The sequence below is a fragment of the Vitiosangium sp. GDMCC 1.1324 genome (assembly GCF_003044305.1).
GTDB lineage: Bacteria > Myxococcota > Myxococcia > Myxococcales > Myxococcaceae > Archangium.
On sequence record NZ_PZOX01000004.1, the window covers coordinates 622,051 to 646,425 of the forward strand.

Genomic DNA, 24,375 nt, shown 5'->3' on the forward strand with positions numbered 1-24,375 from the left:
AGATTCAGGAGGAGTCCAGCCTAACATCCCACGCCCTGGGATGAGGATCCCCCCCGCCCTCGGGTGTCCGGTAGTCAGCCCCTCTCCAAGAGAGAGAGCAGCAGTTCCAATCCCCGCGCCGCCGCCGAACGCCGGATGGCCGCCCGGTCACCCGGGAAGACGTGCCGCTCGAGGAGGACCGTGCCCCCCCGGCGGATCACCGCGAGGTGGACGAGCCCCACGGGCTTGGCCGCCGAGCCACCGGAAGGGCCGGCGATGCCCGTCTCCCCGAGCGCCAGGTCCGCATGGGAACGGGCCAGTGCACCCTCGGCCAGGGCCCGTGCCACCTGCTCGCTGACCGCCCCGTGGGCCACCATCAGCTCCACCGGCACGCCCAGCTGCTCCGTCTTGGCCTCGTTCGAGTAGGGGACGAAGCCCCGCTCCACCACGGCCGAGGAACCCGGGATGTCCGTGAGACACGCACAGAGGAGGCCTCCGGTGCTGGCCTCGGCCAGTGCCAGCCGGACGCCCGCGCGCCGGCAGGCCTCCAGCACACGGCGCGCCCGCTCCTCCAGTCCTGCGTCCATCAACCTCTCGCTTCCGCGGTGGCACAGATGACCGGCACCAGCATCTCCTCCCGGTAGCCCACCCCCACATAGCCCGGACCCTGGCGGACGTGTACCGAAGGGTGCGGAAAGGACCAGGAGCCCTCGAGCAGCAGGGCCGACGCCGGGGAGAAACCCGCATGGCGCAACCGTTCCAGCCACGTCTCCACCCGCTCGTGGCGCTCGTAGCGCTGTGAGTCGTCCACCACTCCGAGGATGTCCTCCAGCTCCCGGCCGAAGAAGAGCTTGATGCCGTTGCGCTCGCGCGGGGGCAGGTCCAGCTCGTCCACCAGGTCGAAGTTGTGGGAGAAGTGGTGCCAGACGTTGTGGAAGCGCTCGGGCAACGAGTCGGTGGCATGATCCGAGTTCGGCTCGACCAGCACCACGGCGGAGGGCTCCACGGCGCGCAGCCGGTGGAAGAGCTCCTGCCGATCCGCTCCCGCGGCCATGTGGTGGAGGGCGAAGGCCGCGTGCACCACGCGAGGCCCGGGGTTGTCGCCCAGCAGGCGCCAGTCGTCCTCGTCGAGCGCCTCGATGACCTTGGGAATGCCCCGGAAGTGCAGGGCGATGCCCAGCTCCCGTGCAACGCCCAGGAGCGCGGCCTCCGCCGTCCGCAGGCTGTCGCCGTCGGGCTCCACGGCCACCACGGTGAGCCGACGCAGCGCCGTGCCACGCGCCTTCAGCGTCCGCAGCAGCGCCACCTCCTGACGCCCCATGCCCAGGCCCACGTCCAGCAGCGAGGCCTCCTCATGGCCCGCGAACAGCCGGCACATCACATCGTTGGCGATCCGCCCCGCCAGATTCACCATCGGCAGCCGCTCGGCCACCAGGTTGAAGAGGGCGATCTGCGGCAGCTCGAAGCGCCGAAGGTAGAGGTTCATCCTCTGGGCATCCCCCACCCCCAGTCTCCGGGCGAGCGCCGTGGCGAAGAGGAAATACTGCATGTCCTCGGCCACCGCATCGATGTCCAGCTTTCGTGTGAGTGCCGCCAGCGACCGCCGGGCCACTGATGCCCGCCCCGCCTGGAGCTCCTCCAGCACACGCACGAGCAAAGAAAACTTTTCCGAGCGCACGTCTCCCCCTGACCCCCCTCCCCTGACCGTCGAATCTTCTCGGCTTCAGGAAAAAGGGTCCATCCCGGGTCGGCTCAGACCCTGGGCTAGGTCCCATGTTGGGAATTGATCTCCTGAGACCCGATTGGATCTCAGGTGGTCACATGAGAAAGGGGTGGGCTAGCGGCGGCGGCGCCCTCCGCCGAAGGCGATCAGCAGGACGCCGCCCACCACGCCCGCACCGCCGAGGATGAGATCACGCTGGGTGCGCTCGGTGTAACGCCCGGTGAGCGTCTCCATGGCGCGCTCGGAAAGAGAGCCGGTGGCGCGGTAGGCGCTCACCAGAAGCATGGTGCCAGCGACGACGAGCACGAATCCCAGGATGCGGGCGATTCCCACGGGCGATTCCTCACGAGGGTGATGAACGGTGCCGGGGGGTTCCGGCGCCGCGCGCAGGTTAGTGCGGAACACGTCCCCTGGGGGTAGCTTCCGCGCACATGGCGTCCTCCCTCCTCGAGCTCTTCCTCACCCGCGCCCGCCAGGAGCCCGCGCGGCCCGTCCTGGACTTCGAGCAGCAGCGCTTCAGCGCCGGCCAGCTCGCGAGCCACGTCACCGCCTTCGCCAGCGCCCTCCAGCGCCGCGGGCTGAAGCCCGGGGAGCGTGTGGCCCTCTTCCTGGAGAACAGCCCCGCCTTCGTCATCTCCTACCTGGGCACCTGGTACGCCGGGGGCGTCGTCGTCCTCGTCAACACCCAGTACCGCATGGTGGAGCTCAGCCACATCCTCTCCGACGCCGGTGCGCGCGCCTGCGTCACCGGGGCCTCGGGCGCCGCCGAGCTCGCCCCCTTGAAGCAGCAGCTCCCCGCCCTCGAGTGGCTCGTCACCGTGGAGCCCCCCACCGCCCCCGTGCCGTGGCCCACCGTCGCCTTCGAGGCGCTCCTCTCCGAGGGGGACTCCTCCGCCGCCCTCCCCCTGCCCCGGGGCGAGCAGCTCGCGGTGCTCGGCTACACCTCCGGCACCACCGGCCGCTCCAAGGGCGCCATGCTGCTGCACCGCAACCTGCTCGCCAACGTGCGCGCCGTCACCGAGGCCTGGCGCTGGACGGAGCAAGACAGGCTCCTGCTCACCCTCCCCCTCTTCCACACCCACGGCCTCATGGTGGGCCTGCATGGCACGCTCTACTCCGGCGGTACCGTGGACCTGCGCCGCCGCTTCGCCGCCCCCGAGGTCCTCTCCGCCCTGCGCGAGGACGCCTCGCTGACGATGTTCTTCGGCGTGCCCACCATGTACGGCCGGCTCGTCGAGGAGGCCCGCCGCGCCGGGCCGCGTCCGCGCTCCCTCCGGCTGCTCGTCTCCGGCTCCGCTCCGCTCAGCCCTCAGCTCTTCCACGACGTGGAGGAGACGTTCGGCCAGCGCATTCTCGAGCGCTACGGGATGACGGAGACCATCATGAACACCACCAACCCCTACGAGGGCGAGCGGCGCCCCGGCACCGTGGGCATGCCCTACCCCGGCCAGGAGGCCCGCGTGGTGGACGTGCGCACCCGCCAGCCGCTGCCGGACGGGGAGACGGGGGAGATTGAAGTGCGCGGCCCCCACGTCTTCGCCGGCTACTGGCAGCGCCCGGACGCCACCGCCGAGTCCTTCGACCCCGAGGGCTGGTTCCGCACCGGGGACCTCGGCCTGCGCGACGGCGACGGCTACTTCCATATTACCGGCCGCGCCCGCGAGCTCATCATCAGCGGCGGCTTCAACGTCTACCCGCGCGAGGTGGAGGAGGTGCTCGCCACGCACCCGGGCGTCGCCGAGGTGGCGGTGCTCGGCCTGCCGGATCCGGACTTCGGCGAGCAGGTGGTGGCCGTCGTCGTCCCGCGCTCCCCCGCTCCCGAGCCCCAGGCCCTGGTGGACTACTGCAAGGACCGGCTCGCCAGCTTCAAGAAGCCGCGCCAGGTCGTCTTCGTGGAGGCCCTGCCCCGCAACGCGCTCGGCAAGGTGCAGAAGCACCTACTGCGGGAGCGACTGCCGCCCCACCCGAACGTCCAGAAGCCAACAGTCACCTGAACCTTCGGGCACCTTCCGACATTCGCAACGGAAATCTCCTCGGCGCCCGGCGGGGGCCAGTAGTGTCAGGGAGGCGAGAGGAGCGGCGAGCGTGAACGAAGCCGAGCAGTCCGAGGAGCCCGTCCGCCGGGTGTCGACCGGCTCCTCAGGCCTGGACACCATCCTCCATGGCGGGTGGGCCCACGGTGGCACCTACATGGTCACCGGCTCGCCGGGCGCGGGGAAGACGATCCTCGGCAACCAGCTCTGCTTCTCGCACGTGGCCTCGGGGGGCCACGCCGTCTTCGTCACCATGCTGTCCGAGTCCCACGAGCGGATGATGACGCACCTGCGTCGCATGCACTTCTTCCGGCGGGACGTCATCGGCCAGTCGCTGCACTACGTGAGCGGCTACGCCACGCTCAAGGCCGAGGGGCTGGACGGACTGGCACGGCTGCTCTACCGCTCGGTGCGCGAGCACCAGGCCACGGTGCTGGTGGTGGACGGGCTGCTGGCGGTGCAGGAGAGCGTCGGCTCGGCGCTGGCCTTCCGCGAGTTCCTCCACGCCCTGGGGGTGCACAACGCGCTGGCCGGCTGCACCACGCTGTTGCTCACCAACCAGCAGGAGAGCCCCGCGGACCCCCAGTTCGCCATGGTGGACGGGGTGCTGATGTTGGAACTGCGAGGACTCCGAGCCGTGCGCACCCTGGAAGTGACGAAGCTGCGCGGCGAGGCACAGCTCGCTGGCAAGCACACCTTCCACATCACCGACAACGGGCTGGACGTCTACCCACGCCTCGAGTCCCTCCCCCCTCTCCCGCCAGGCCCGGAGCAGCCGGACGGCAAGCGGAGGCTCGGCTTCGGCCTGACCCGGCTAGATGAGATGCTCGGGGGCGGGCTGATTCCCCGCTCGTCCACACTGGTGTTCGGCTCGCCGGGCAGCGGTAAAACGCTGCTGGGGCTGCACTTCCTGGCGCAGGGAGCCCAGCAGGACGAGCCCGGGCTCTACTACGGCTTCATGGAGACGAGCGCCCGGCTGGTGGAGAAGGCCGCGGGCGTGGGCCTGCAGCTACGGCCGTGGGTGGACTCGGGCCGACTGGTGTTGAAGACCCGAGTGGCGACGGAGACGCTCCCGGACGCCCTGGCATACGAGCTGTTGGGCTTGGTGGAGCACCACCGGGTGCGGCGGCTCGTCATCGATGGACTGGAGCCCCTCGTCCAGGAGACGATGGACTCCCGGAGGATTCCGGGTTTCCTCACCGCGCTCACCCACAGGCTGCGCTCGCGCGGCGTCACCGTGCTGATGACCCAGCAGACCCACGTGCTCTTCGGACCCCGGCTGGAGGCGAAGCTGGAGGGCCTGGAAGCCATCGTCGACAACATCGTGTTCCTCCGGTATGTGGAACTGCGCTCGCAGTTGTACCGGATGCTGTCCATCCTCAAGATGCGCGAGAGCGACTACGAACCCGCCCTGCGCGAGTTCTCCATCTCAGCCCGAGGCATCGACGTGGCGGAGACCTTCGAGAGCGCCGAAGCCATCCTGACCGGACAGGCCCGGCCGTTGAACATGAAGACCCGGCGCAAGAAAGCGGGCCGGCGCATGCCCTCCCGGAGACGGAGCCGCTCATGAGCAAGCTCCTCATCGTGGACGACGAGGTGGCCATCCTGGAGGCCCTCACGGACATCCTCTCCGTGGAGGGGTACGAGGTGGCCACGGCCGCCAATGGGGCCGAGGGGCTCGACCACGTGCACAAGGACCGGCCGGACCTCATCCTGTTGGACCTGATGATGCCGGTGATGGACGGCCAGGAGATGCTGCGCCGGCTCAAGGAGGACCCGGACCTGCGAAACATCCCCGTGGTGGTGATGAGCGCCGGGCGCGTGTCCAAGTCGGAGCTGCAGGGCAGCCGCTTCCTGGCCAAGCCCTTCGAGCTGGACGACCTGCTGAACACCGTGTCCGCGGAGCTCGACAAGGCGCACTGAGCTCAGGGGCGCGTGCTATCCGCCGGTGGCCGCGCGGAAGAGGTGCGTGCGGTAGTGCGTCAGCTCGTGGATGCTCGCGCGCAAATCCGCCAGCGCCGTGTGCTCCGTGGTCTTCTTCTTGAGCGGGGGCATGTCCGGGAACCACGCGTTCGCCAGCACCTTGAGGCTCGTCACGTCCACCTGCCGGTAGTGCAGGAAGCGGTCGAGCATCGGCATGTACTTGGCCAGGAAGCGCCGATCCGTGTGGATGGAGTTGCCACAGAGGATGCCCTCGCCCAGCGAGCAGTGCTGCGACACCAGCGCCGTCACGTCCCGCTCGGCCACCCAGAGCGACGTCTGCGACTCGCGCACCCGCTTCCACAGCCCGTTGCGCGTGTGCATCTCCTTCACCACCGGCTCCATGCGCGCGAGCACCTCGTCCGGCTGCCAGATGACGCGCTCCAGCTCCGCCTTCGGCACCAGGTCCGGGCCCGTGATGATGACGCCAATCTCGATGATGGTGGATTCCTCCGGGTCCAACCCGGTCATCTCCAGGTCGAGCCATATGAAACAGGGGGGTGAGGTGGGTGCAGGCATGTGGCGGTCAGTGTAACCCGGGTCCGCTCACCGGTGCGGACGGAGAGGGCGGATTGTCGGCGTCCTCCAGGAAGGTGTGCACGTCGATCTCCGACTCCATCGTGCGGTGCACCGGGCAGCGGTCCGCCATCCGCACCAGCCGCTGGCGCTGCTCCGTGCTCAGCGGGCCCTCCAGCGTCACCGTCCGGTCGATGCGGTCCACCTTGCCTTCCTTCGTCTCGCAGTGCCGGCAGTCCTCGGCGTGCACCTTCGAGTGGTGCAGCCGTACCGAGACGTGCTCCAGCGGCCAGCCCTTGTTCTGCGCGTACATGCGCAGCGTCATCGCCGTGCACGCCCCCAGCGCCGCCGCCAGCAGCCCGTAGGGCGAGGGGCCCGTGTCCTCTCCTCCGTACTCCGTCGGCTCGTCCGCTCGCAGCCGGTGCCGCCCCACCCGGATGTCCTGCGCGAACGGGCCCTCGCCCGCCTCGTGCACCTCCACCACGCCGTGCGCCAGTTCCGGCCCGGCCTCGCGCTGCGCCTCCACTTCCCGCGAGCCCACGTACCTCCCCGCCCACGCCCCCAGCACCGCCGCCGCGAAACGTGCGTCCTCGGGCCGGCTCAACAGGTGGTCCGCTCCCTCCAGCGCCAGGAGGCTCTTCGGCTGCCGCGCCGCCTCGAAGATGCGCTGCGCGCTCCCCATCCCCACCACTCCGTCGACCGGCGAGTGCAGCACCAGCAGCGCCCGGCCCAGCTGGTGCAACGCCGTCTCCATTGCCGGTTCGGTCAGCTCCTCCAGGAAGCGCCGGGAGATGCGCACCGTCCCCTGCCCCAGCCGCACCCGCGCCTCGCCCTGCTCCTCCACCTGCTTCAGCACCGGCGCCAGCAGCCCGTGCACCAGGCTCGGAACGAAGGGCGCCCCCAGGGTCGCCACCGCCCTCGCCTCGGGCACCGAGCCCGCCGCGTGCAACACCGCCGTGCCTCCCAGGCTGTGGCCGATGAGCAGCCGGGGCGCCTCGCGCTGGGTTCGCAGGTGTGCCACCGCCGCCAGTACGTCCTCCACGTCCGAGAAGTCGTGCGGGGAGGAGGCATCTCCACCCGCCTCCGTGAAGTCGAAGCGCAGCACCGCCAGCCCGTGCCCCGCCAGCGCCTGGCTGATGGCCTCCGCCGGGAAGACGTCTCCTCCGCACGTGAAGCAGTGCGCGAACAGGGCATAAGCCACCGGCTTCCTCGCCGGCAGGTCCAGGCGCGCCTCCAGCGTGCGGCCCCCGGCCCCTCGGAAGGTCATTCTCTCGGTACGGGTCTCCATCGCGCGCTCCCCCCTTCAGCCCTTGATGCACGCCAGGGGCTCGAGCCTCGCCACCTTGTGCGACAGCCCCGCCACCTCCGCCGCGTCCACCACCTCGACGACGTCCTTGTAGGCTCCGGGGGCCTCCTCGGCCACCCCCCGCATCGACGGACTGCGGATGAGGATTCCCCTCCTCGCCAATGACTCCACCACGTCCCGGCCCCTCCAGTGCCGGAGCGCATCGTGCCGGCTGTGGCTCCGCCCCGCTCCGTGCGCCGAGGAGCTGAAGGCCCTCGCCTCGCTCTCCTCCGTCCCCGCCAGCACGTAGGACGCCGTCCCCATGCTCCCGCCAATGAGCACCGGCTGCCCCACCTCGCGCAGCCCCGGCGGCAGGTCCGGGTGTCCCGGTCCGAATGCCCGCGTCGCTCCCTTGCGGTGCACGAAGAGCCTCCGCCGCTTCCCGTCCACCTCGTGCTCCTCCACCTTGCACGTGTTGTGGGACACGTCGAAGAGCAGCCGCAGCTCCGAGGCGCCCGTCACCCGCGCGAACACTTGGCGCACCAGGTGAGTGATGATCTGCCGGTTCGCCAGCGCGCAGTTGATGCCCGCGCGCATCGCTCCCAGATACTCGCGCCCCACGTCCGAGCGGATGGGCGCACAGGCCAGCTCCCGGTCCGGCAGCGACAGCCCGTGCTTCGCGGCCACCAGGGTCATCTCACGCAGGTACTCGGTGCCAATCTGATGCCCCAGCCCTCGCGAGCCGCAGTGGATGCTCACCACCACCTGCCCCTCGCGCAGCCCGTAGGCCTCCGCCAGCCGCGCGTCCTCCACGTGCGCCACGTGCTGCACCTCGAGGTAGTGGTTCCCCGAGCCCAACGTCCCCATCTCGTCCGCCTGCCGCTGCCTCGCCCGGCGCGACACGGACTCGGGATGGGCCCCCGCCATGCATCCGCCCTCTTCGATGCGCGGCAGGTCCGCCCACGTGCCAAACCCCTGCTCCACCGCCCACCGCGCGCCCCCGGCCAGCATCGCGTCCAGTTCCGCGTCATCCAGGTGCACCCGGCCCGTGCTCCCCATCCCCACGGGTACCTCGTGGTAGAGCGCGTCCGCCAGCGCCTCCTTGAAGGGCTCCAACTGCTCGCGCGTCAGAGGAGTCTCCAGCAGCCGCACCCCGCACGAGATGTCGAAGCCCACCCCTCCCGCCGAGATGATGCCCTCCTCTTCATCGAAGGCCGCCACTCCGCCAATGGGGAAGCCATAGCCCCAGTGCGCGTCTGGCATCGCGTACGCCGCCTTCACGATGCCCGGCAGGCTCGCCACGTTGCACGCCTGCTCGGACACCTTCTCGTCCATCTCCCGCATCAACGGCTCGGAGGCGTACACCACTGCGGGCACCCGCATCGCCCCGTGCGGCTCCACCCACCACTCCGCCTCGGCGTGCCTGCTCACGCGTGACAGGTCCATCGCTGCTCCTCCCGCGGGCCGGCGTCACACGTCGACCACGCATTGCGCGTACCACCCCCCATCCGGCTCCCGCCTCACCTCCAGCCCCGTCAGCGTGGCCGCCTTCACCTCCACCGCGGGCTCGTGCCGTTCCACCTCTACCGGCTCGCCCCACGCCCGGCCCTCGAGGTGCCCGTCCGCGAGCCGCACCTCGAACCGGCTGAAGAGCATCCGCCGCACCGACATCTCGTAGATGAGCGCGTTCAACCAGTCCGTGAAGAGCACCTCCACGTCCGGCGCCTCGCAGCTCACCTCCACCGGCTCCCTGGGGACAACGCGCGACGGCTCCGTGATGACCCCACAGAGCGCCACCGCGGCCCGCTCGAAGGCCTCCTCCCTCGTGCGGCCCCGGCCCCAGACGCCGATGTCCGAGCCGTGGCGCAGATGGCCCCAGGCATGGGCACCTTCTCCCCCCGGAGGTGTCTCTCCGAGGGTGGGTGTTTCTCTCGGCGGCTCTGCCTGCATCGGGAAGACCCTCACTCCGGCCCTCTCCCGAAGGAGAGGGACCATGGGCCGGAGCACCTCAGGGCGCCGAGGGCCTCGTCTCCTGACCCAGCGGCAAGCCCACCAGGAACCGCCTGAACCACCCCGCCGCCAGCTCCGCCACCCGCTCCAGCGCTCCTGGCTCCGGGAACAGGTGCGTCGCTCCCGGAATCACCTCCATCGCCCTCATTGGCGCCCGCAGCCGCTCCAACGCCCGCTGGTTCAGGTCCAGCACGATGTCGTCCGCCCCGCCCACGACGAACAGCGTCGGCGCCATCACCCGCTCGAGCGCCTCTCCCGCCAGGTCCGGCCTCCCGCCCCTCGACACCACCGCGCCAATCTCATCCGTCCGCTCCGCCGCGGCCACCAGCGCCGCCGCCGCCCCCGTGCTCGAACCGAAGTAGCCCACGTTCAACTGGCGCAGCTCCGGATTCGCGAACACCCAGTCCGTCACCTCCGCCAACCGCTTCGCCAGGAAGCCGATGTCGAAGCGCAGCTCCGCCGTCACCTCGTCCAGCGCTTCCTCGTCCTCCGTCAGCAGATCAAACAGCAACGTCCCCAGCCCCGCCATCCGCAGCGAGTACGCCACGTAGCGGTTGCGCGGGCTGTGCCGGCTGCTCCCGCTTCCGTGCGCGAAGATGACCAACCCCCGCGCCCCTTCCGGAACCGCGAGTGTCCCTCCGAGCCTCGCCTGCCCCGCCATCACCTCGACTTCCCGTTCCACGGCCATGTCGCTCCTCCTCTCGCGCTCAAACCCACCAGGTGTCCCCGGCGTCCATCGCCGCCTCGGGGCTCCCTTCGTCCCGGCGGCGCTGCCCGCGTGCCCGCGCCAGCAGCTCCTGCACCTCCTCGTCGGACGTCTGGTTGAAGTCGTCGTAGAACTCGCCCACCGACATCATGAACTCGGCCGGATGGACGGTGACCAGGTCGTCCACCTCGTCGCGCAAGACCTCGAGCGACTCCACCGCGCCCACCGGCACCGCGAGGACAATCCTTCCCGGCTTGCGCTCCCTCAGCGCCCGGATGGCCGCCCGCACCGTGCCGCCCGTGGCCACGCCGTCGTCCACCAGGATGACCGTGCGGCCCTCGAGGTCCGGCGGGGGATGAGGGCCCCGGAAACGGGCGACGCGGGCCGTCACCTCGTCCGCTTCCCGCTCGGCCGTCTGCATCACCTCCGTCTCGGAGAAGCCCAGCGAGTGCAGCATTCCCCGGTCCAGGAAGAGCGCCCCGCCCTCGGCCACCGCCCCCAGCCCCAGCTCGGGCTGCCCCGGCGCCCCCACCTTGCGCACCACCCACACGTCCAACGGAGCCCCGAGCGTCCGGGCGACCTCATAGGCCACCGGAATGCCGCCACGAGGCAGACCGAGCACCAGGGGCGACTCGGCCCGGAACTTCGTCAATTGAGCCGCCAGCTGCTGGCCCGCGTCCTTCCTGTTTCGAAAGCGCATGAACTCCCCCCAGGGCGAAGGTCTTTCTCTCTAGGAGAAGCATGGGGCGCGCCATTGGCTCCCGACGCCCCACCGAGGGCATGGCCACCCTCTCGGCACGGGTGCGCGAATCCCACGCCCCACGTCCCGCCGGAATGAGGGATGATGCGAGCACTCCCCACGGCCAGCCCGGCCCGAGGGCCCGCGGAGGGACCATGGACCTGACCGTCTTCAGCGGCACCGCCAACCGCCCCTTGGGTGATGCGCTCGCCCAGGCGCTCGGACGCCACCTGGGCAAGTGCCACCTCGAGCGCTTCCCGGACGGCGAGCTGCACGTGGAGCTCCAGGAGGACGTGCGAGGGCGGAGCGTGTGCCTGATTCAACCCACCGTGCCGCCCGTGGGGGAGAACCTGCTGGAGCTGCTGCTGATGGCGGACGCGTGCTGGCGCGGAGGCGCGACGCGGCTCATGGCGGTGCTGCCCTACTTCGGTTACGCGCGGCAGGACCGGCGCAGCAACGTCGGCGAGGCGCTCGGCGGCAAGCTGGTGGCGGACCTGCTGGAGCGCGGACACTTCGAGCGGCTGGTGGCGGTGAACCTGCACACGCCCTCGCTGGAGGGCTGCTTCGCCATGCCGCTGGAGCACCTCAACGCGGGGACCCTGCTGGCCGAGGCCGCGAGGCCCTACGCGGGCCCGGGCGCGGTGGTGGTGTCTCCGGACCTGGGCGCGGTGAAGCTGGCCGAGCGCTATGCGCGTCAGCTCGGATTGCCACTGGCCATCGTGCACAAGAGCCGGACGAGCGGCTCCGAGGTGAACGTCCGGGGCCTGGTGGGCGAGGTGCGAGGGCTGCGGCCCATCATCGTGGACGACCTCATCTCCACGGCGGGCACCATCGCGGCGACGGTGGAGGCAGTGCGGGAGGCGGGCTGCGCAAACGAGGTGACCGTGGTGGCCACCCACGCGCTATTGGTGGGCCCCGCGGTGGAGCGACTGAGCAAGGCACCCATCCACCGCCTCATCTCCACCGACAGCGTGTTGCACCGCACGGACCTGCCCTTCCAGCACGAGGTGGTGAGCCTCGCCCCGCTGCTCGCAGACGCCATCCGCCGCGTCACGGGCACCGGGCGCTGAGGGAGGCGGCGCTCCCGGGCGCGCTTTCGAGCAACTGGTCCGATGGCAGGGTTGGTCAGAACAGATAGGGAGTGGCGGCCGAGCGAGGAAGCCCCCAGTCTTGGCAGAGAGAAGGGCATTCGCCATGCCCTCCAGCCGCTCAGGCTCAATCCGCTGTTCCGACCAACCCTGTGGTCGGACCAGTCCGCACGACTCGCGACCGGAGGCCCTCCGAGTCGTCTGACACCCTTTTCGGCGTTCGGAAATGGCTGAGCAGCCAGTCTTACGAGGCGCAGCGAGCGTTTGGCCTGCTTGCAATCAAGAACGTACAGAGTGGGATATTGTGAAGAGTTTCGAAAAGCTCATTGAAGAGTTTGCTTATCACGTGCAAGCCCAGAATGAGGAGATTTTCAAGGGAGATGCAAGGGCCGGAAACAAGCACGCCAAGAAATTCATAGCCGCATTCATGCAACTTCGCTCTCACGGAGATACTGGGCGCGACGCGCTCGCGGTGCTGTTCTCACATCCTCGCATGGACGTGCGGGTAATGGCTGCTGTGTTCCTGCTCCGCCATCGGACAGCGGAGGCCAAAGCAGTTCTGGAACAGGCAGCAAAGGGGCAAGGGTTGGTTCCGTTCGGAGCTTCCGAAGCCTTGAAGCGGTGGGAAGAGGGCACTTGGGCACTGGACCCTGCCGAGGATGATACGGGGCAGTCAAAAGAAGCCCCTCCGGCACCGCCGACCAAGCGCAGCCGACCACGCACGGAGCGCGCCGCTACTGATAGACGGAGAGGGAGCAAGCGGGACAAACCTGGAGGTTGATCTAGAACAGGGCGAGCAAGTGGGCTTGCCCCGATTACGTGGCTCTCCCGCAGTTTGTGTGAAACCTGCGGTCATCGCGTCGGTTGCATGAGAGATGCTCGCCTGCTTGCCGCCGCAGAACCACGCGAAGTGCGGGAGAGCCACAAAATCGGGGCAGGCTCACACCTCACTTGTCGAGGTCGAACAGACACAACCCGGGTTGGTCCTCACTCGCCCCTGCGCATTTCTCCAGCGGCCCGCAGGTGCCCGGCGCATCCGCTTTGCAACTCTGGATACAGCGATCACCCATACACGAGAAGCCCTCGGGACACGATGGCGCCTGAGGGCCGCACGAGCGCAGACACATCATCCCCACGCGATTCTGGGACTCGCGGGCCGAGACTTCGCAGACTTGACCCGCCGGGCAGGGATGGAGTTGACAATCCGTACCCTGGACCCGCGCGCAAATCGATATGCCGTGCTCCAAAGCCACGCATCGTTGCCCTTCGGGGCAGGTGCGCCCCTCGCAGGTCGGCAGACACACGGAGCCCTTCGCATCCGCCGCATGGCAGTAGAAACCTTCTGGACAACTCCGGGGCTCCTGGGGCTGACAGGGGCGGCGGCATTTCGTGTGAGTACACTCCAGGCCCGGCGCGCACGCCCATCTCCGCAAGCGGGGCAACTCCATGCATAGCTTCCCCTCCGCGACCTCACCCGGAGCACCACACATGCGAACCACGCGTTCGCCTGCTGCAATCGAATGGCAGGAGAGGCCTCCGCTACAATCTGCGTCCGTTGTACAAGTGCTGGCCACACAGGCTCTCCTGAGCAGGAGCTGGGCTGGAAGACAGACGAGCGGAGCATCACAGTCCGCATCACCCTGACAATTTCTATCGAACGAGAGCAACCGTCTCGTCTCGTCTGGCGCAAGAATTGGGACGAACCTGTGGTCGTCCTCGCGCGCAGTAGATGCATAGAGACCACCCAGCAGCAGCCTGGTCGAGGCCCATATCAATAGGAGCGGCAGCAGAACGGCCAACAGGACGACAAGCCACGCGCGCCCCCTCACTTCCAGCCTCTCCTTTCCATCTCCAGCATGCAGTCCTCCATGCATGCCGCGTAGTCATCAGGAGCACACTCGGCTCTGATGGCCACGGGCCATTCTTTCGATTTCGTCCTTGCGCAAGGACTGATGCAGCACGCCCGCTTCACCTCCCACGGGGCACACCGTCTCCCTCGAAGAACATCGCAGGGCCCTACCCCCAAGGGGATAGGACCCTGTCCACCACAACACGTGGAAGGACTACGGAGGGAGGAACGTCTGGGAGACGGTGTTGGTCCTGCAGAGGTCTACGTTGTTAGGCCCTCGGATGATGAGATACCTCTGATAGTAGCCTTCGAGGCCGGGGGAGTTGAGGACGAGGAAGGAGAACGTGAGTTGGTCGTAGGAGAACGTGCCATTCGTATCCACCACGCCATTCCTTGTTCCATACAAGTAGGCCTTTGAGCCCGCGGGGTAGGAGCCCGACGCTGAGAAACCGAAGGTCGCCGTGCCACCACTGGGAACCGTGGGACTGCTGAACCACGCCGAGCACGAGCAGCCTTCGTCGACGGAGCCATCGCAGTTGTTGTCCATCCTGTCGCACACCTCGGTGGCTCCAGGATGCACGAAGGAGTTGCTGTCGTTGCAGTCGTCGGAATTAGCGGCGTAGCCCACCAGCTGAGTGCAGCCCAGGTAGGAAGCGGGGCCGGGGGCGGGGCCCGCAACAAAACCCTGTCCATAACCATCTCCATCGGCATCCCAGGAGTAATAGCGAGGCAACGTGGCGTTGGTATCGTCGCAATCGCTGTAGTCAGACACGTAACCGGACGGTGCCGAGCACGTCTGGACGATCACCGATGGATTGCCGCGCCTGTCCCCATCCGCGTCGCGGTACCAGGTGCTCACGGGAAGCCCCTCGTCGATGGAGCCATTGCAGTTGTCATCCACCTTGTTGCACACCTCGGTGGCTCCAGGCTTCACGCTGGCCAGGTCGTCGTTGCAGTCCGCGGAGTTGGACACGTAGCCCGTGGGCTTCGCGCAGGCATGGGTGATCACCGCCGGATTGCCATACCCATCGTTATCCGCGTCGCGATACCAGGTGCCCCCGGACGCCCCGTCATCCACCTGTCCATTGCAGTTGTTGTCCCGGCCATCGCATACCTCCGTGGCTCCAGGATTGAGCGTGGAATCGAAGTCATCGCAGTCCAGGCCCTGCTCCACGTACTCGGGGCTTGAAGGCTGGCAGCCCTCCTCGGAGGGAAACAGGTCGCCTCCATAGCCATCGGTATCGAGATCGTAGAAGTAGATGTTCAGCAACTGCGTCTGGGTCATGGTGGAATGATTGGTCTGCGTGCCATCGCCCAGCTGCCCCGAGGAGTTCAGCCCCCAGGCCCAGAACGGGCAGCCGGGACGCAGCGCCAGGGAGTGGGAGAGTCCCGCGGAGATCGCCAGCGCATCACTCAACCCCTGCACCTGCACCGGGCTGGTACGCTGGGTGAGCGTCCCGTCGCCCAGCTGGCCCCAGCTGTTCTGGCCCCAGCCCCAGGCGGCCCCGGTGGCGTCGATGGCCAGCGAGAAGTTGCCTCCCGTGGCGATGGACTTCACCGCCCCCGTGAGCGCCGCCGCCACGGGCGTGCTCTGCGCCGTGGCGGTCGTCCCGTTGCCCAGCTGTCCATTGGTGTTCTGTCCCCACCCCACCACGCTCTGATTGGAGAGCAGCGCCAATGCGTGGGTGGCTCCGGCAGCAATGGCGGTGGCTGGGAGCGCCAGGTTCACCTGGTACGGCGTGAGCTGATTGACGCTCGAGGCGCTCCCATTGCCGATCTGCCCATTGAGGTTGCGGCCCCACGTCCACACATGTCCGTCCGCCCCCAGCGCCATCGAGTGGAACCACCCCGCCGAAATGGCCACGATGGTGGCAGGCAGGCTGAGGTGGACCGGCGTCAGCCGGGCGTTCGTCGTTCCATCCCCGAGCTGGCCATCGCTGTTGGCGCCCCACGCGTAGACACTGCCATCGGCGGCAATGGCCAGCGAGTGGTTCAGGCCTCCGGCGATGGCCACGGCGCCTCCCGGAATGGTCACGGACACGGGCGTCAGGCGGCCGGTCGTCGTTCCATCCCCGAGCTGGCCCGAGGCGTTCTGGCCCCAGGCCCAGACCGAGCCGTCCACCCCGAGCGCGAGCGAGTGGTTCCTGCCCGCGGCGATCGCCTTGATGACGGGGAGTCCCGTCACGCGGAGCGGGACGGGGCTGAGGGTCAGCGTCCCGTTTCCAAGCTGCCCAAATGAGTTCTGTCCCCACGCCCACACCGAGCCGTCCGTGCGCAGGACCAGGGAGTGGGTGTTACCGGCGGAGAGGGCCTTCGTCACGGGGCCGCTGGTGACGAGCGCGGCGGCCACGGTCCGTTCGTCCTTTGCGTCGGAGGGCAGCGCTTCTCCCGTTTGCGCCGAGAGCTCGCTCTCGCGCAGGTCACCTTCCGAGTCATCCACTACACAAGCCGTCACAAACAGGCCCAAAAATACCGCCCACAAAATCCGGGGCCCCGACAACTTCTTCTTCATTGAACTCTCCTCTGCCTCGAAAAAATCGGCGCGCACCCTACAGAGCGTTCACTCACCGCGAAAGCCCATTTTCTCGGGGTGATCTCCCAGAGCACTACTGCACGAGCCCGATCTGCTTCATGAACATCGGGTTGTCCCAGAACAGGAACTCCTCGACCATGACGCCGTCCTTCCAGCGGCCCACCGTGCTCATCTCCAGCTTGAAAGGCTTGCCCGTCGGGGCGCTCGTGCCGTTCAAGCGGACGTCTACACGCGGATCGTGTTGGCATGAACGCACGACCTATCCGTAATCTCGAATCGAACTCTGTGTGGAAGGAGTCAACGCCAGGAGGCGCTGCATGTCACGCGCGTGGGCTGTGCTGCTCTGCATGTTTCTTGTGGGGTGTAACGGCGCTGCCCAAAGTGTCCGTCACGCCACTGCCCAGCAAGAGCGCTGTGTTGATGTCCCTCGCAGTGACGTTGCGCCGGGGGCACGAAATGAAGCGTTTCATTCAGCTCGCGCTGGCGTGGAAGCAGTGCCTGTGGCGGCTACGCTGGGGGCGGCTTCACCAACGGCGCCGCTGACCCCACCCTCGTCACCTCCACTGGAGGCGCAGTCACCGCAGCAGCCAATAGTGTGCTCTTGCTCTGCTTGACCGCCAAGGCGGCCGTGGATGGGGCGGAGACCCCGATCGACTCATGATGGAGAGAGGATGCCCGGAAGTGGGCTCCCGAGCACGCCCCTGTCTCCCGGCCCTGTTGGCGAGATGCCTTCGGCCGTCTCCATCGACATCTTCCACGCGAACGACAACCACTACGTCTTCGGGCGTCGCAAGTAGGGAGGGTGGGAATCGCCAGCCCGGCCCTGCGCAAAGCCATGATGAACCGCTTGAGCCAGCGCTTCCGGAAGTGCACCACCTGGCCAGGAAGCGCGCCGCGAAGACATAGGCACCGGAGTCCCTGCGCTGGGATTACTCGTCCCGGGGCGGGGGAACAGGGACGTACAGGAACTGCGAGGGCTTCTCTGCCAGGTGGCTGAAGTCCGGACGCATGAGCTCGGGACGCCCTTCCTGGTACGCGTTGGGCTTTTGCTGATGGAGCTGGCCCACCATGACCCACTGTCCCTGCTGCGCGGGCTGACCGGGCTGAGCAGGCCTGGGCCTTTCATACTGGGCGAAGACCGTGGCACCCGTTGCCAGGGGCGTTCCATCCTTCAACTTCATGCTGGTGGGGTGCGAGTAATCCGCGGGCCCGAGCGTGGCGGCGTGCTGCAGGTTCGGATTCCTCCTCAGGAAGTCCGCCAACTCCGCCTGGCCGTTCTTCGAGAAGTCGGCGTGGTGCACGAAAGACAGCGTCTGGGTGTTCTTGTCGTGGAAGGCGTGCACGGCGCAGCCATTGAGCTGTCCCGTGATGATGGTCGTCGGCGCGCCGGGCGGGGGATGCTGGGGCACGCCACTGATGCCCGCGTAGCGACCCATATCCGCCGACAGGTAGTGCAGGTAATGCGCCTGCAGGCCCTGACCTCCCTCGGGATTGAAGGCCAGGTTCGCGTTGCCCACCTTGGTCTTGTCCCCGGGATTGTGCTGGTAGGCGTTGACGGTGACGGTGGAATGAGCGGCGGGCACGAAGGTCTGGTTCGGCGTGGGCAGCGGCAGACCCGGCGGCGGCACCGTGTTGTTGACGTTGAGGACGTTGTTCGCCGTGAACATCACGGGATTGCTCGCGAGGTTCGCCGAGACGTTCGTGCCTCCCGGTGCCTTCGGGGGTGGCATGGGGATGGTCTTCGCGGGCACGTAACCGACCGCCGACGAGCTCGAGCCGGAGAATCCATCGCCGCTCCCGGGCGAGGAAGAGCCGGTGCGAGCCTGGGGAGTCGCCGGAGCGGGCACCGAGCTGCTGGACGCTGGGGTTCGCGGAGCCTGGATGCTCGGGAGGGACGGCTTCTTGCCGCCAATCGACTTGAACACGGGTCATCTCCTGGAAAGACGGAGGATGTTGTCGTGTCCCTCGTACCACGTCCTGGCTCGGGTTTTCAATTTAAGCGGACATTTCCTGTTTCTTGGAAATTCCAAGGAGTATCCGCGGCTCACATGAGCGTTCCGCACTCGGCGATCCGCTGAACCCGGAGCGCGGCCAGCCGCTCCAAGGGGGCCGCCACGTCGGGTCCTTCGAGGGCCGACACCGCGCGGGCGATGGCATCCAGGGTGGACATGCCGGAGGGATGCGTGGGCTCGCGCAGCCGGAGCAATCCGGGCTCGGGCGGCGGCAGCACCAGCCGGGGGAGCGCGCGCAGCACGGGGAGCCGTTGGGTCATCCGCCGCGCCTGTGACCAGCTCGCATCCAGCACCACCAGTTGCCTGGGGGGCGGGGCGTCCGACGGCGCGGTGGGACCATCGGGGTAGAGCAGCCAGGTGCCGGGCTCGGAGAGCAGGGCGGTGTCGAGGAACTCGGCCGGTGAGCCATAGGTGAGCAGCCGGACGTTCGCGAGGGCCAGCGCGGCCACCCGTCCGGTGTTGCTCTTCTTCGCGATCTCCATCACGTGCTGCAGGAGCAGGAGCCGGGTGCGCGTCTCCACCCGGGGTATCTCCGCGCACAGGCACAGGTGCGAGGGGAGGTTGCAGCGCGGACAGCGGGGCCGGGGGAAAACGCGATGGGACATCCTGCGCCATCCTCTTCCGCTTCCGCTGGCCCGGGGAAGAGAAGCTGGACCCGAGGCTCCCTCTGGCCCCCCCCCCAGCCGCTTCATCTCCTCGATGCGTCCCCCCTGCACGACTCCTGGAGAGCCGTGCCAATCCTGGAAGGCCCGGATGCCGTCAGGAGAGAAACCCCTTGTTCTTCTTGAGTTCCCGCTTGTGGTGCAGGCGGCATCGATGTATCTTCATACGTCGAGATGCAGGAACTGACCGAAGCCTTCAAGACCCTGGGCGACCCCACGCGGCTGCGCATCCTGCGGCTGGTGGGTGAGGCGCGGCTCAACGTGTCCGAGGTGGTGTCCCTGGTGGGGGTGGCGCAGTCGTCGGTGTCGCACCACCTGACCCGGCTCAAGGCGTTGGACCTCATCCGCGAGGAGCGCCAGGGCGGCTTCACCTATTACTCGCTGGCGGTGGACGAGAAGGCGCCACTCTGGCCGCTCATCCGGCTGGCCAAGGAAGCGCCCGACGAGCATGGGGACCTGGCGCGGCTGACGGACCTGCTGCAGCGGCGCGAGGACGTGCACACGCTCAACGAGAAGCTGCTCGAGCCCGGCCAGTCCTGGCGGCTGTGGGCCGCGGCACTCGCGAGCCTGTTGCCACCGCTGGACTGGGTGGACTTCGGGTGTGGCACGGGCGTGTTGACGATGGAGATGGCGCGCTGGGCCCGGCACGTGACGGCCATCGACCGCAGCGCCTCGGCGCTGGGCAAGGCCCGCGCGGAGGCCGAGCGCCAGGGCCTGCACAACATCACCTTCCTCGAGGCCAACCTGGAGGAGCTGCCGCTCAAGAGCGCGGCGTATGACCTGGTGGTGCTCTCGCAGAGCCTGCACCACGTGGAGTCGTGCGCGCGGGTGCTGACCGAGGGCGCGCGCCTGCTCAAGCCCGGCGGGCGCATGGTGGTGCTGGAGCTGCTGCCGCATGACGAGCAGTGGGTGCGCTCACGGCTGGGGCACCAGCACCTGGGCTTCGAGCCGGACACGCTGCGCGAGCTGCTACGGGAAGCGGGGCTGGAGGCGCCCACGCTCGTGTCCGCGCCCCGGGACGTGGCCTCCCCCTTCAAGGCCTTCCTCCTCACGGGAACGCGCGCCATCTCCGAGGCGCTTCCGGTCCCGCTTCCCCTTCGCAAGTCCTCCCCAGGCACGAGAGCGTCATGATCCGACCCGCGCACACCACCCAGGAGCTCGAGCAGCTGTTCTCCCAGCGCATCGCCGTGCTCGACGGCGCCATGGGCTCGATGATCCAGAGCTACCCGCTCACCGAGGCCGACTTCCGGGGCACGCGCTTCCAGGCACACCCCAAGGATCTCAAGGGCAACAACGATCTGCTGTGCCTCACGCGGCCGGACATCATCGAGGAGATCCACGCGCGCTACTTCGCCGCGGGCGCCGACATGGTGGAGACCAACACGTTCAGCAGCACGTCCATCGCCCAGGCGGACTACGAGCTGGGCTCCATCGTGACGGAGCTGAACGAGGCGGCGGTCCAGTGTGCCCGCCGGGCCGCGGTGGCCGCCGAGGCCGCCACGCCGGGCCGCCGCTGCTTCGTCGCGGGCGCCATCGGGCCGCTCAACCGTACGCTGTCCATGTCCCCGGACGTCAACCGCCCGGACTACCGCGCGGTGAACTGGGACGAGGTGGTGGCCTCCTACGCCGAGCAGGTGCGCGCCATGCTGCGCGCCGGCGTGGACGTGCTGCTGGTGGAGACCATCTTCGACACGCTCAACGCCAAGGCCGCGCTCTTCGCCATCGACAGCTGCTTCGAGGAGCTGGGCGTGCGCGTGCCGGTGATGGTGTCCGTCACCATCACCGACGCCTCGGGGCGCACGCTGTCGGGGCAGACCATCACCGCCTTCTACCACTCCATCCGGCACGCCCGGCCCTTCAGCGTGGGCATCAACTGCGCGCTGGGCGCCAAGGACATGCGGCCCTACCTCCAGGAGCTGTCGGCGGTCGCCGAGTGCCATGTCACCTGCTACCCCAACGCGGGCCTGCCCAACGCGTTCGGCGGCTATGACGAGACGCCCGCGGACATGGCCCGGGCGTTGAGCGACTTCGCCCGTCAGGGCTGGGTGAACATGGTGGGCGGCTGCTGCGGCTCGACGCCGGCACACATCGCCGCCATCGCCACCGCCGTGCGCCCCTTCGCCCACCGCGTCCTCCAGCCCCCCTCGCACCTCCTGCGCCTCAGTGGTCTCGAACCGCTCCTCGTTCCGTGAGCCGTAGAAAGAAGGCCCCGTCGTGACGAATCAGGCTACGCGCTTCCAGCTCGTTGGCGAGCGCACCAACATCACCGGCTCTCCGAAGTTCGCCAAGGCCCTGAAGGCCGGAGACTGGGACGCTTGTCTGTCCATCGCCCGCCAGCAGGTGGAGTCCGGCGCCAACATCCTCGACATCAACGTGGATGAGGCGCTCATCGACGGCGAGGCGACGATGGTGAAGTTCCTCAACCTCATCGCCGCCGAGCCGGAGATCTGCCGGGTGCCGCTGATGCTCGACTCCTCCAAGTGGAGCGTGCTGGAGGCGGGACTCAAGTGCATCCAGGGCAAGGGAATCGTCAACTCCATCTCGCTCAAGGACGGCGAGGCGGAGTTCCTGCGCCGCGCGCGCCTCATCCGCCGCTATGGCGCCGCCACCGTGGTGATGGCCTTCGACGAGCAGGGCCAGGCGGCCACGCGCGACGACAAGGTGCGCATCTGCACGCGCGCCTACCGGCTCCTGGTGGACCAGGTGGGCTTCCCGCCGGAAGACATCATCTTCGATCCCAACATCCTCACCGTGGCCACGGGCATCGAGGAGCACAACAGCTACGCGGTGGACTTCTTCGAGGCCACGCGCCTCATCAAGGCCACGCTGCCGCACGCGAAGGTGTCCGGTGGCGTGTCGAACGTGTCCTTCTCGTTCCGCGGCAACAACCCGGTGCGCGAGGCCATCCACGCGGCCTTCCTGTACCACGGGGTCGCCGCGGGCATGGACATGGGAATCGTCAACGCCGGCATGCTGGGCGTGTACGAGGAGATTCCCAAGGACCTGCTCGTGTGCGTGGAGGATGTGCTGCTCAACCGCCGTCCGGACGCGACGGACCGGCTCATCGCCCTGGCCGACGAGATGAAGGCGCGGGATGGCGGCGGCTCCAAGGCCGAGGTGAAGGAGGACCTGGCGTGGCGCAAGGCGCCGGTGGCCGAGCGGCTGTCGCACGCGCTCGTCAAGGGCATCGATGCCTTCATCGACGCGGACACCGAGGAGGCGCGGCTGCTCTATAAGCGGCCCCTGGACATCATCGAGGGGCCGCTCATGGATGGCATGCGCGTGGTGGGCGACCTGTTCGGTGCGGGCAAGATGTTCCTGCCGCAGGTGGTGAAGTCCGCGCGCGTGATGAAGCGCGCGGTGGCGTGGCTCACGCCCTTCATGGAGGAGGAGAAGCGCCGCCACCAGGAGGCCGGCGGCACGGCGCGCTCGCAGGGCAAGGTGCTGCTCGCCACGGTGAAGGGCGACGTGCACGACATCGGCAAGAACATCGTGGGCGTGGTGCTGGCCTGCAACAACTACGAGGTCATCGACCTGGGCGTGATGGTGCCGTGCGAGAAGATCCTCTCCACGGCCCGGGAGCAGGGCGTGGACGTCGTCGGCCTGTCGGGCCTCATCACCCCGTCGCTCGACGAGATGGTGAACGTCGCCCGGGAGATGAAGCGCCTGCGCTTCGAGGTGCCGCTGCTCATCGGCGGCGCCACCACCAGCCAGCCGCACACCTCGGTGAAGATCGCGCCCGAGTACGAGCCCGGCGTGGTGCACGTGCTCGACGCCTCGCGGGTGGTGAACGTGGTGAGCGCCCTGCTGTCTCCCGAGCAGAAGCCGGGCTTCCTCGCGGAGGTGACGGACAAGCAGCGCCAGGCGCGCGAGGACTTCACCTCGCGCCGGGTGCGGCGCCGGCTGCTGCCGCTCAAGGAGGTGCGGGCACGCCGGGCCACCTGCGACTGGGACTCGGTGGACATCCCCCGGCCCGCCTTCCTGGGCACGCGGGTGTACCAGGACGTGCCGTTGAGCGAGGTGGTGCCCTTCATCGACTGGGGCCCATTCTTCAACGCCTGGGAGCTGTATGGCGCCTTCCCGCGCATCCTGGAGGACGCCAAGGTGGGCGCCGAGGCGCGCAAGCTCTATGAAGACGCGCGCGTGCTGCTCAAGCGCATCGTCGACGAGAAGCGCTTCACCGCGCGCGCCGTGCTGGGCTTCTGGCCCTGCAACGCGGTGGGGGATGACGTCGAGCTGTACACGGACGAGTCGCGCAAGAAGGTGCTCGGCCACCTGCGCATGCTGCGGCAGCAGGCGGAGAAGCCCCAGGAGCAGCCCTACCTGTGCCTGGCGGACTTCGTGGCGCCCCGGGAGTCCGGCCGCCTCGACTACTGCGGTGGCTTCGTGGTGACGGCGGGCCTGGGTGTGGAGGCCTTCGCGAACTCCTTCCGCGCGAAGCACGACGACTACTCGGCCATCATGGTGCAGGCGCTGGGGGATCGGCTTGCCGAGGCCCTGGCGGAGCTGATGCACAAGCGAGCCCGGGAGTTCTGCGGCTTCGGCAAGCTGGAGGACCTGACCAACGAGCAGCTCATCCGCGAGCAGTACCGGGGCATCCGTCCGGCGCCGGGCTACCCCGCGTGCCCGGAGCACACGGAGAAGGGCACGCTCTTCGCGCTGCTCAACGCCACGGCCGCCACGGGCGTGTCCCTCACGGAGAGCTTCGCGATGACGCCGGCCAGCAGCGTCAGCGGCTTCTACTTCAACCACCCCGAGGCGAGGTACTTCGGGCTGGGGAAGATCGGCCTGGATCAGCTGGAGGACTACGCGCGGCGCAAGGGCATGAGCATCGACGAGGCGGCGCGCTGGCTCGGCCCCAACCTCGACGAGGAGGTCGCCGCCCCGGCGAGCGTGGCGGCCTGAGCGCGGCGAGTTGCAGGTGATGGCGCCGCTGTTGTCGCGCACGGACGGCGTCTTGTAGACCAGGGTGAGCAGCTCCCCCTGGGCGAAGCCTCGCCCCCGCGTCCGTGTGGAGCACCTGGGATTGCCCACGGCATGTGCGCGGTTGGCCCTGCGCCTCGGGCAAACCTCACGAGGCGCCACGGCGTCTTCGCTCCTGGCGCGCAACCGCGGCCATTTTGCACTTCACGGGCTGTGCGTGTAGAGTCTGCACGGCACATTTGCCATTGGACAACACAAGCAGCTCATCTTCATTACGCTGGAAGGTGTCATGAAAACATCCCTGTTTTCTTGTATGGGTCTGGCCCTGGGTGCACTT

Annotated in this window: 22 protein-coding genes; 9 read left to right on the forward strand and 13 right to left on the reverse strand. The window is 68.4% G+C overall.

Annotation, left to right across the window (positions count from 1 at the left end; translation table 11 throughout):
- Positions 1 to 74: 74 nt before the first annotated feature.
- From DAT35_RS15390 to DAT35_RS15400, 3 genes are all read right to left on the reverse strand, one after another.
- A complete protein-coding gene (locus tag DAT35_RS15390) occupies positions 75 to 566 on the reverse strand; it encodes a CinA family protein (protein WP_108067736.1) in 492 nt (163 codons plus the stop codon).
- The gene (locus tag DAT35_RS15395) at positions 566 to 1,630 is read right to left on the reverse strand and encodes a GRAS family protein (RefSeq protein WP_304466050.1); all 1,065 of its coding nucleotides are present in this window, start codon (positions 1,628 to 1,630) and stop codon (positions 566 to 568) included. Before DAT35_RS15395 ends, DAT35_RS15390 begins: the two co-directional genes overlap by 1 nt.
- A gap of 186 nt (positions 1,631 to 1,816) precedes the next feature.
- Positions 1,817 to 2,035: a DUF3185 family protein gene (locus tag DAT35_RS15400; protein WP_199242895.1), complete on the reverse strand. Its 219-nt coding sequence runs from the start codon at positions 2,033 to 2,035 to the stop codon at positions 1,817 to 1,819.
- A gap of 98 nt (positions 2,036 to 2,133) precedes the next feature.
- On the opposite strand from DAT35_RS15400, the gene DAT35_RS15405 reads away from it, so the two are divergent.
- The 3 genes from DAT35_RS15405 (at position 2,134) to DAT35_RS15415 (ending at position 5,658) form a co-directional block, all read left to right on the forward strand.
- Positions 2,134 to 3,696, forward strand: coding sequence for a class I adenylate-forming enzyme family protein (locus tag DAT35_RS15405; protein WP_108067738.1), 1,563 nt, complete (start codon positions 2,134 to 2,136; stop codon positions 3,694 to 3,696).
- Positions 3,697 to 3,787: 91 nt separating this feature from the next.
- Positions 3,788 to 5,305: an ATPase domain-containing protein gene (locus tag DAT35_RS15410; RefSeq protein WP_108067739.1), complete on the forward strand. Its 1,518-nt coding sequence runs from the start codon at positions 3,788 to 3,790 to the stop codon at positions 5,303 to 5,305.
- Complete coding sequence (locus DAT35_RS15415; RefSeq protein WP_108067740.1) at positions 5,302 to 5,658, forward strand: PleD family two-component system response regulator; 357 nt, start codon at positions 5,302 to 5,304, stop codon at positions 5,656 to 5,658. The genes DAT35_RS15410 and DAT35_RS15415 overlap by 4 nt, the downstream gene beginning before the upstream one ends.
- A 15-nt stretch (positions 5,659 to 5,673) precedes the next feature.
- On the opposite strand, the gene orn is transcribed toward DAT35_RS15415, so the two are convergent.
- The 6 genes from orn to DAT35_RS15445 are packed head-to-tail and all read right to left on the reverse strand — an operon-like array spanning position 5,674 to position 10,932.
- Positions 5,674 to 6,234 carry an oligoribonuclease gene (gene orn / locus DAT35_RS15420; protein WP_108067741.1) on the reverse strand — a complete coding sequence of 187 codons (561 nt, stop codon included), beginning with the start codon at positions 6,232 to 6,234 and terminating at the stop codon, positions 5,674 to 5,676.
- 7 nt (positions 6,235 to 6,241) lie between these two features.
- Entirely contained in the window at positions 6,242 to 7,519 is a 1,278-nt protein-coding gene (locus DAT35_RS15425) for a bifunctional alpha/beta hydrolase/OsmC family protein (RefSeq protein WP_108067742.1), read from the reverse strand.
- Between the two features lie 15 nt (positions 7,520 to 7,534).
- Entirely contained in the window at positions 7,535 to 8,962 is a 1,428-nt protein-coding gene (locus tag DAT35_RS15430; RefSeq protein ID WP_108067743.1) for an RtcB family protein, read from the reverse strand.
- Positions 8,963 to 8,986: 24 nt separating this feature from the next.
- Positions 8,987 to 9,481: an archease gene (locus tag DAT35_RS15435; RefSeq protein WP_199242896.1), complete on the reverse strand. Its 495-nt coding sequence runs from the start codon at positions 9,479 to 9,481 to the stop codon at positions 8,987 to 8,989.
- Positions 9,482 to 9,524: 43 nt separating this feature from the next.
- Positions 9,525 to 10,214, reverse strand: coding sequence for a dienelactone hydrolase family protein (locus DAT35_RS15440; protein ID WP_108067744.1), 690 nt, complete (start codon positions 10,212 to 10,214; stop codon positions 9,525 to 9,527).
- Between the two features lie 19 nt (positions 10,215 to 10,233).
- The gene (locus tag DAT35_RS15445; protein ID WP_108067745.1) at positions 10,234 to 10,932 is read right to left on the reverse strand and encodes a phosphoribosyltransferase; all 699 of its coding nucleotides are present in this window, start codon (positions 10,930 to 10,932) and stop codon (positions 10,234 to 10,236) included.
- 194 nt (positions 10,933 to 11,126) lie between these two features.
- Between DAT35_RS15445 and DAT35_RS15450 the strand changes: the two genes are divergently transcribed.
- Both DAT35_RS15450 and DAT35_RS60695 read left to right on the forward strand, forming a co-directional pair.
- Positions 11,127 to 12,041: a ribose-phosphate pyrophosphokinase gene (locus DAT35_RS15450; protein ID WP_108067746.1), complete on the forward strand. Its 915-nt coding sequence runs from the start codon at positions 11,127 to 11,129 to the stop codon at positions 12,039 to 12,041.
- 322 nt (positions 12,042 to 12,363) lie between these two features.
- On the forward strand, positions 12,364 to 12,840 hold the full coding sequence (locus DAT35_RS60695) for a DUF2019 domain-containing protein (RefSeq protein ID WP_369945718.1): 477 nt from the start codon (positions 12,364 to 12,366) through the stop codon (positions 12,838 to 12,840).
- A 1,282-nt stretch (positions 12,841 to 14,122) separates the two neighbouring features.
- Here the strand turns inward: DAT35_RS60695 and DAT35_RS15460 are convergent.
- The gene (locus DAT35_RS15460) at positions 14,123 to 16,348 is read right to left on the reverse strand and encodes a MopE-related protein (protein WP_158501715.1); all 2,226 of its coding nucleotides are present in this window, start codon (positions 16,346 to 16,348) and stop codon (positions 14,123 to 14,125) included.
- A 166-nt stretch (positions 16,349 to 16,514) separates the two neighbouring features.
- A complete protein-coding gene (locus tag DAT35_RS15465; RefSeq protein ID WP_199242897.1) occupies positions 16,515 to 16,658 on the reverse strand; it encodes a hypothetical protein in 144 nt (47 codons plus the stop codon).
- A 454-nt stretch (positions 16,659 to 17,112) separates the two neighbouring features.
- Between DAT35_RS15465 and DAT35_RS61800 the strand changes: the two genes are divergently transcribed.
- Positions 17,113 to 17,238: a hypothetical protein gene (locus tag DAT35_RS61800; protein ID WP_255415180.1), complete on the forward strand. Its 126-nt coding sequence runs from the start codon at positions 17,113 to 17,115 to the stop codon at positions 17,236 to 17,238.
- 132 nt (positions 17,239 to 17,370) lie between these two features.
- On the opposite strand, the gene DAT35_RS15470 is transcribed toward DAT35_RS61800, so the two are convergent.
- Both DAT35_RS15470 and DAT35_RS15475 read right to left on the reverse strand, forming a co-directional pair.
- Entirely contained in the window at positions 17,371 to 18,366 is a 996-nt protein-coding gene (locus DAT35_RS15470) for a hypothetical protein (RefSeq protein ID WP_108067748.1), read from the reverse strand.
- Positions 18,367 to 18,485: 119 nt separating this feature from the next.
- Positions 18,486 to 19,058 carry a tRNA-uridine aminocarboxypropyltransferase gene (locus DAT35_RS15475; protein WP_108067749.1) on the reverse strand — a complete coding sequence of 191 codons (573 nt, stop codon included), beginning with the start codon at positions 19,056 to 19,058 and terminating at the stop codon, positions 18,486 to 18,488.
- 231 nt (positions 19,059 to 19,289) lie between these two features.
- Between DAT35_RS15475 and DAT35_RS15480 the strand changes: the two genes are divergently transcribed.
- Genes DAT35_RS15480 through metH form a run of 3 tightly spaced genes read left to right on the forward strand, consistent with a single transcriptional unit; the run spans position 19,290 to position 24,020 of the window.
- Positions 19,290 to 20,246, forward strand: a complete 957-nt coding sequence (locus DAT35_RS15480; RefSeq protein WP_108067750.1) for a metalloregulator ArsR/SmtB family transcription factor — start codon at positions 19,290 to 19,292, stop codon at positions 20,244 to 20,246.
- Positions 20,243 to 21,307 (forward strand): homocysteine S-methyltransferase family protein, encoded by a 1,065-nt coding sequence (locus DAT35_RS60700; protein WP_108067751.1) that lies wholly within the window; start codon positions 20,243 to 20,245, stop codon positions 21,305 to 21,307. Before DAT35_RS15480 ends, DAT35_RS60700 begins: the two co-directional genes overlap by 4 nt.
- A gap of 22 nt (positions 21,308 to 21,329) precedes the next feature.
- Positions 21,330 to 24,020 carry a methionine synthase gene (metH, locus tag DAT35_RS15490; protein ID WP_108067752.1) on the forward strand — a complete coding sequence of 897 codons (2,691 nt, stop codon included), beginning with the start codon at positions 21,330 to 21,332 and terminating at the stop codon, positions 24,018 to 24,020.
- Positions 24,021 to 24,375 lie beyond the last annotated feature (355 nt).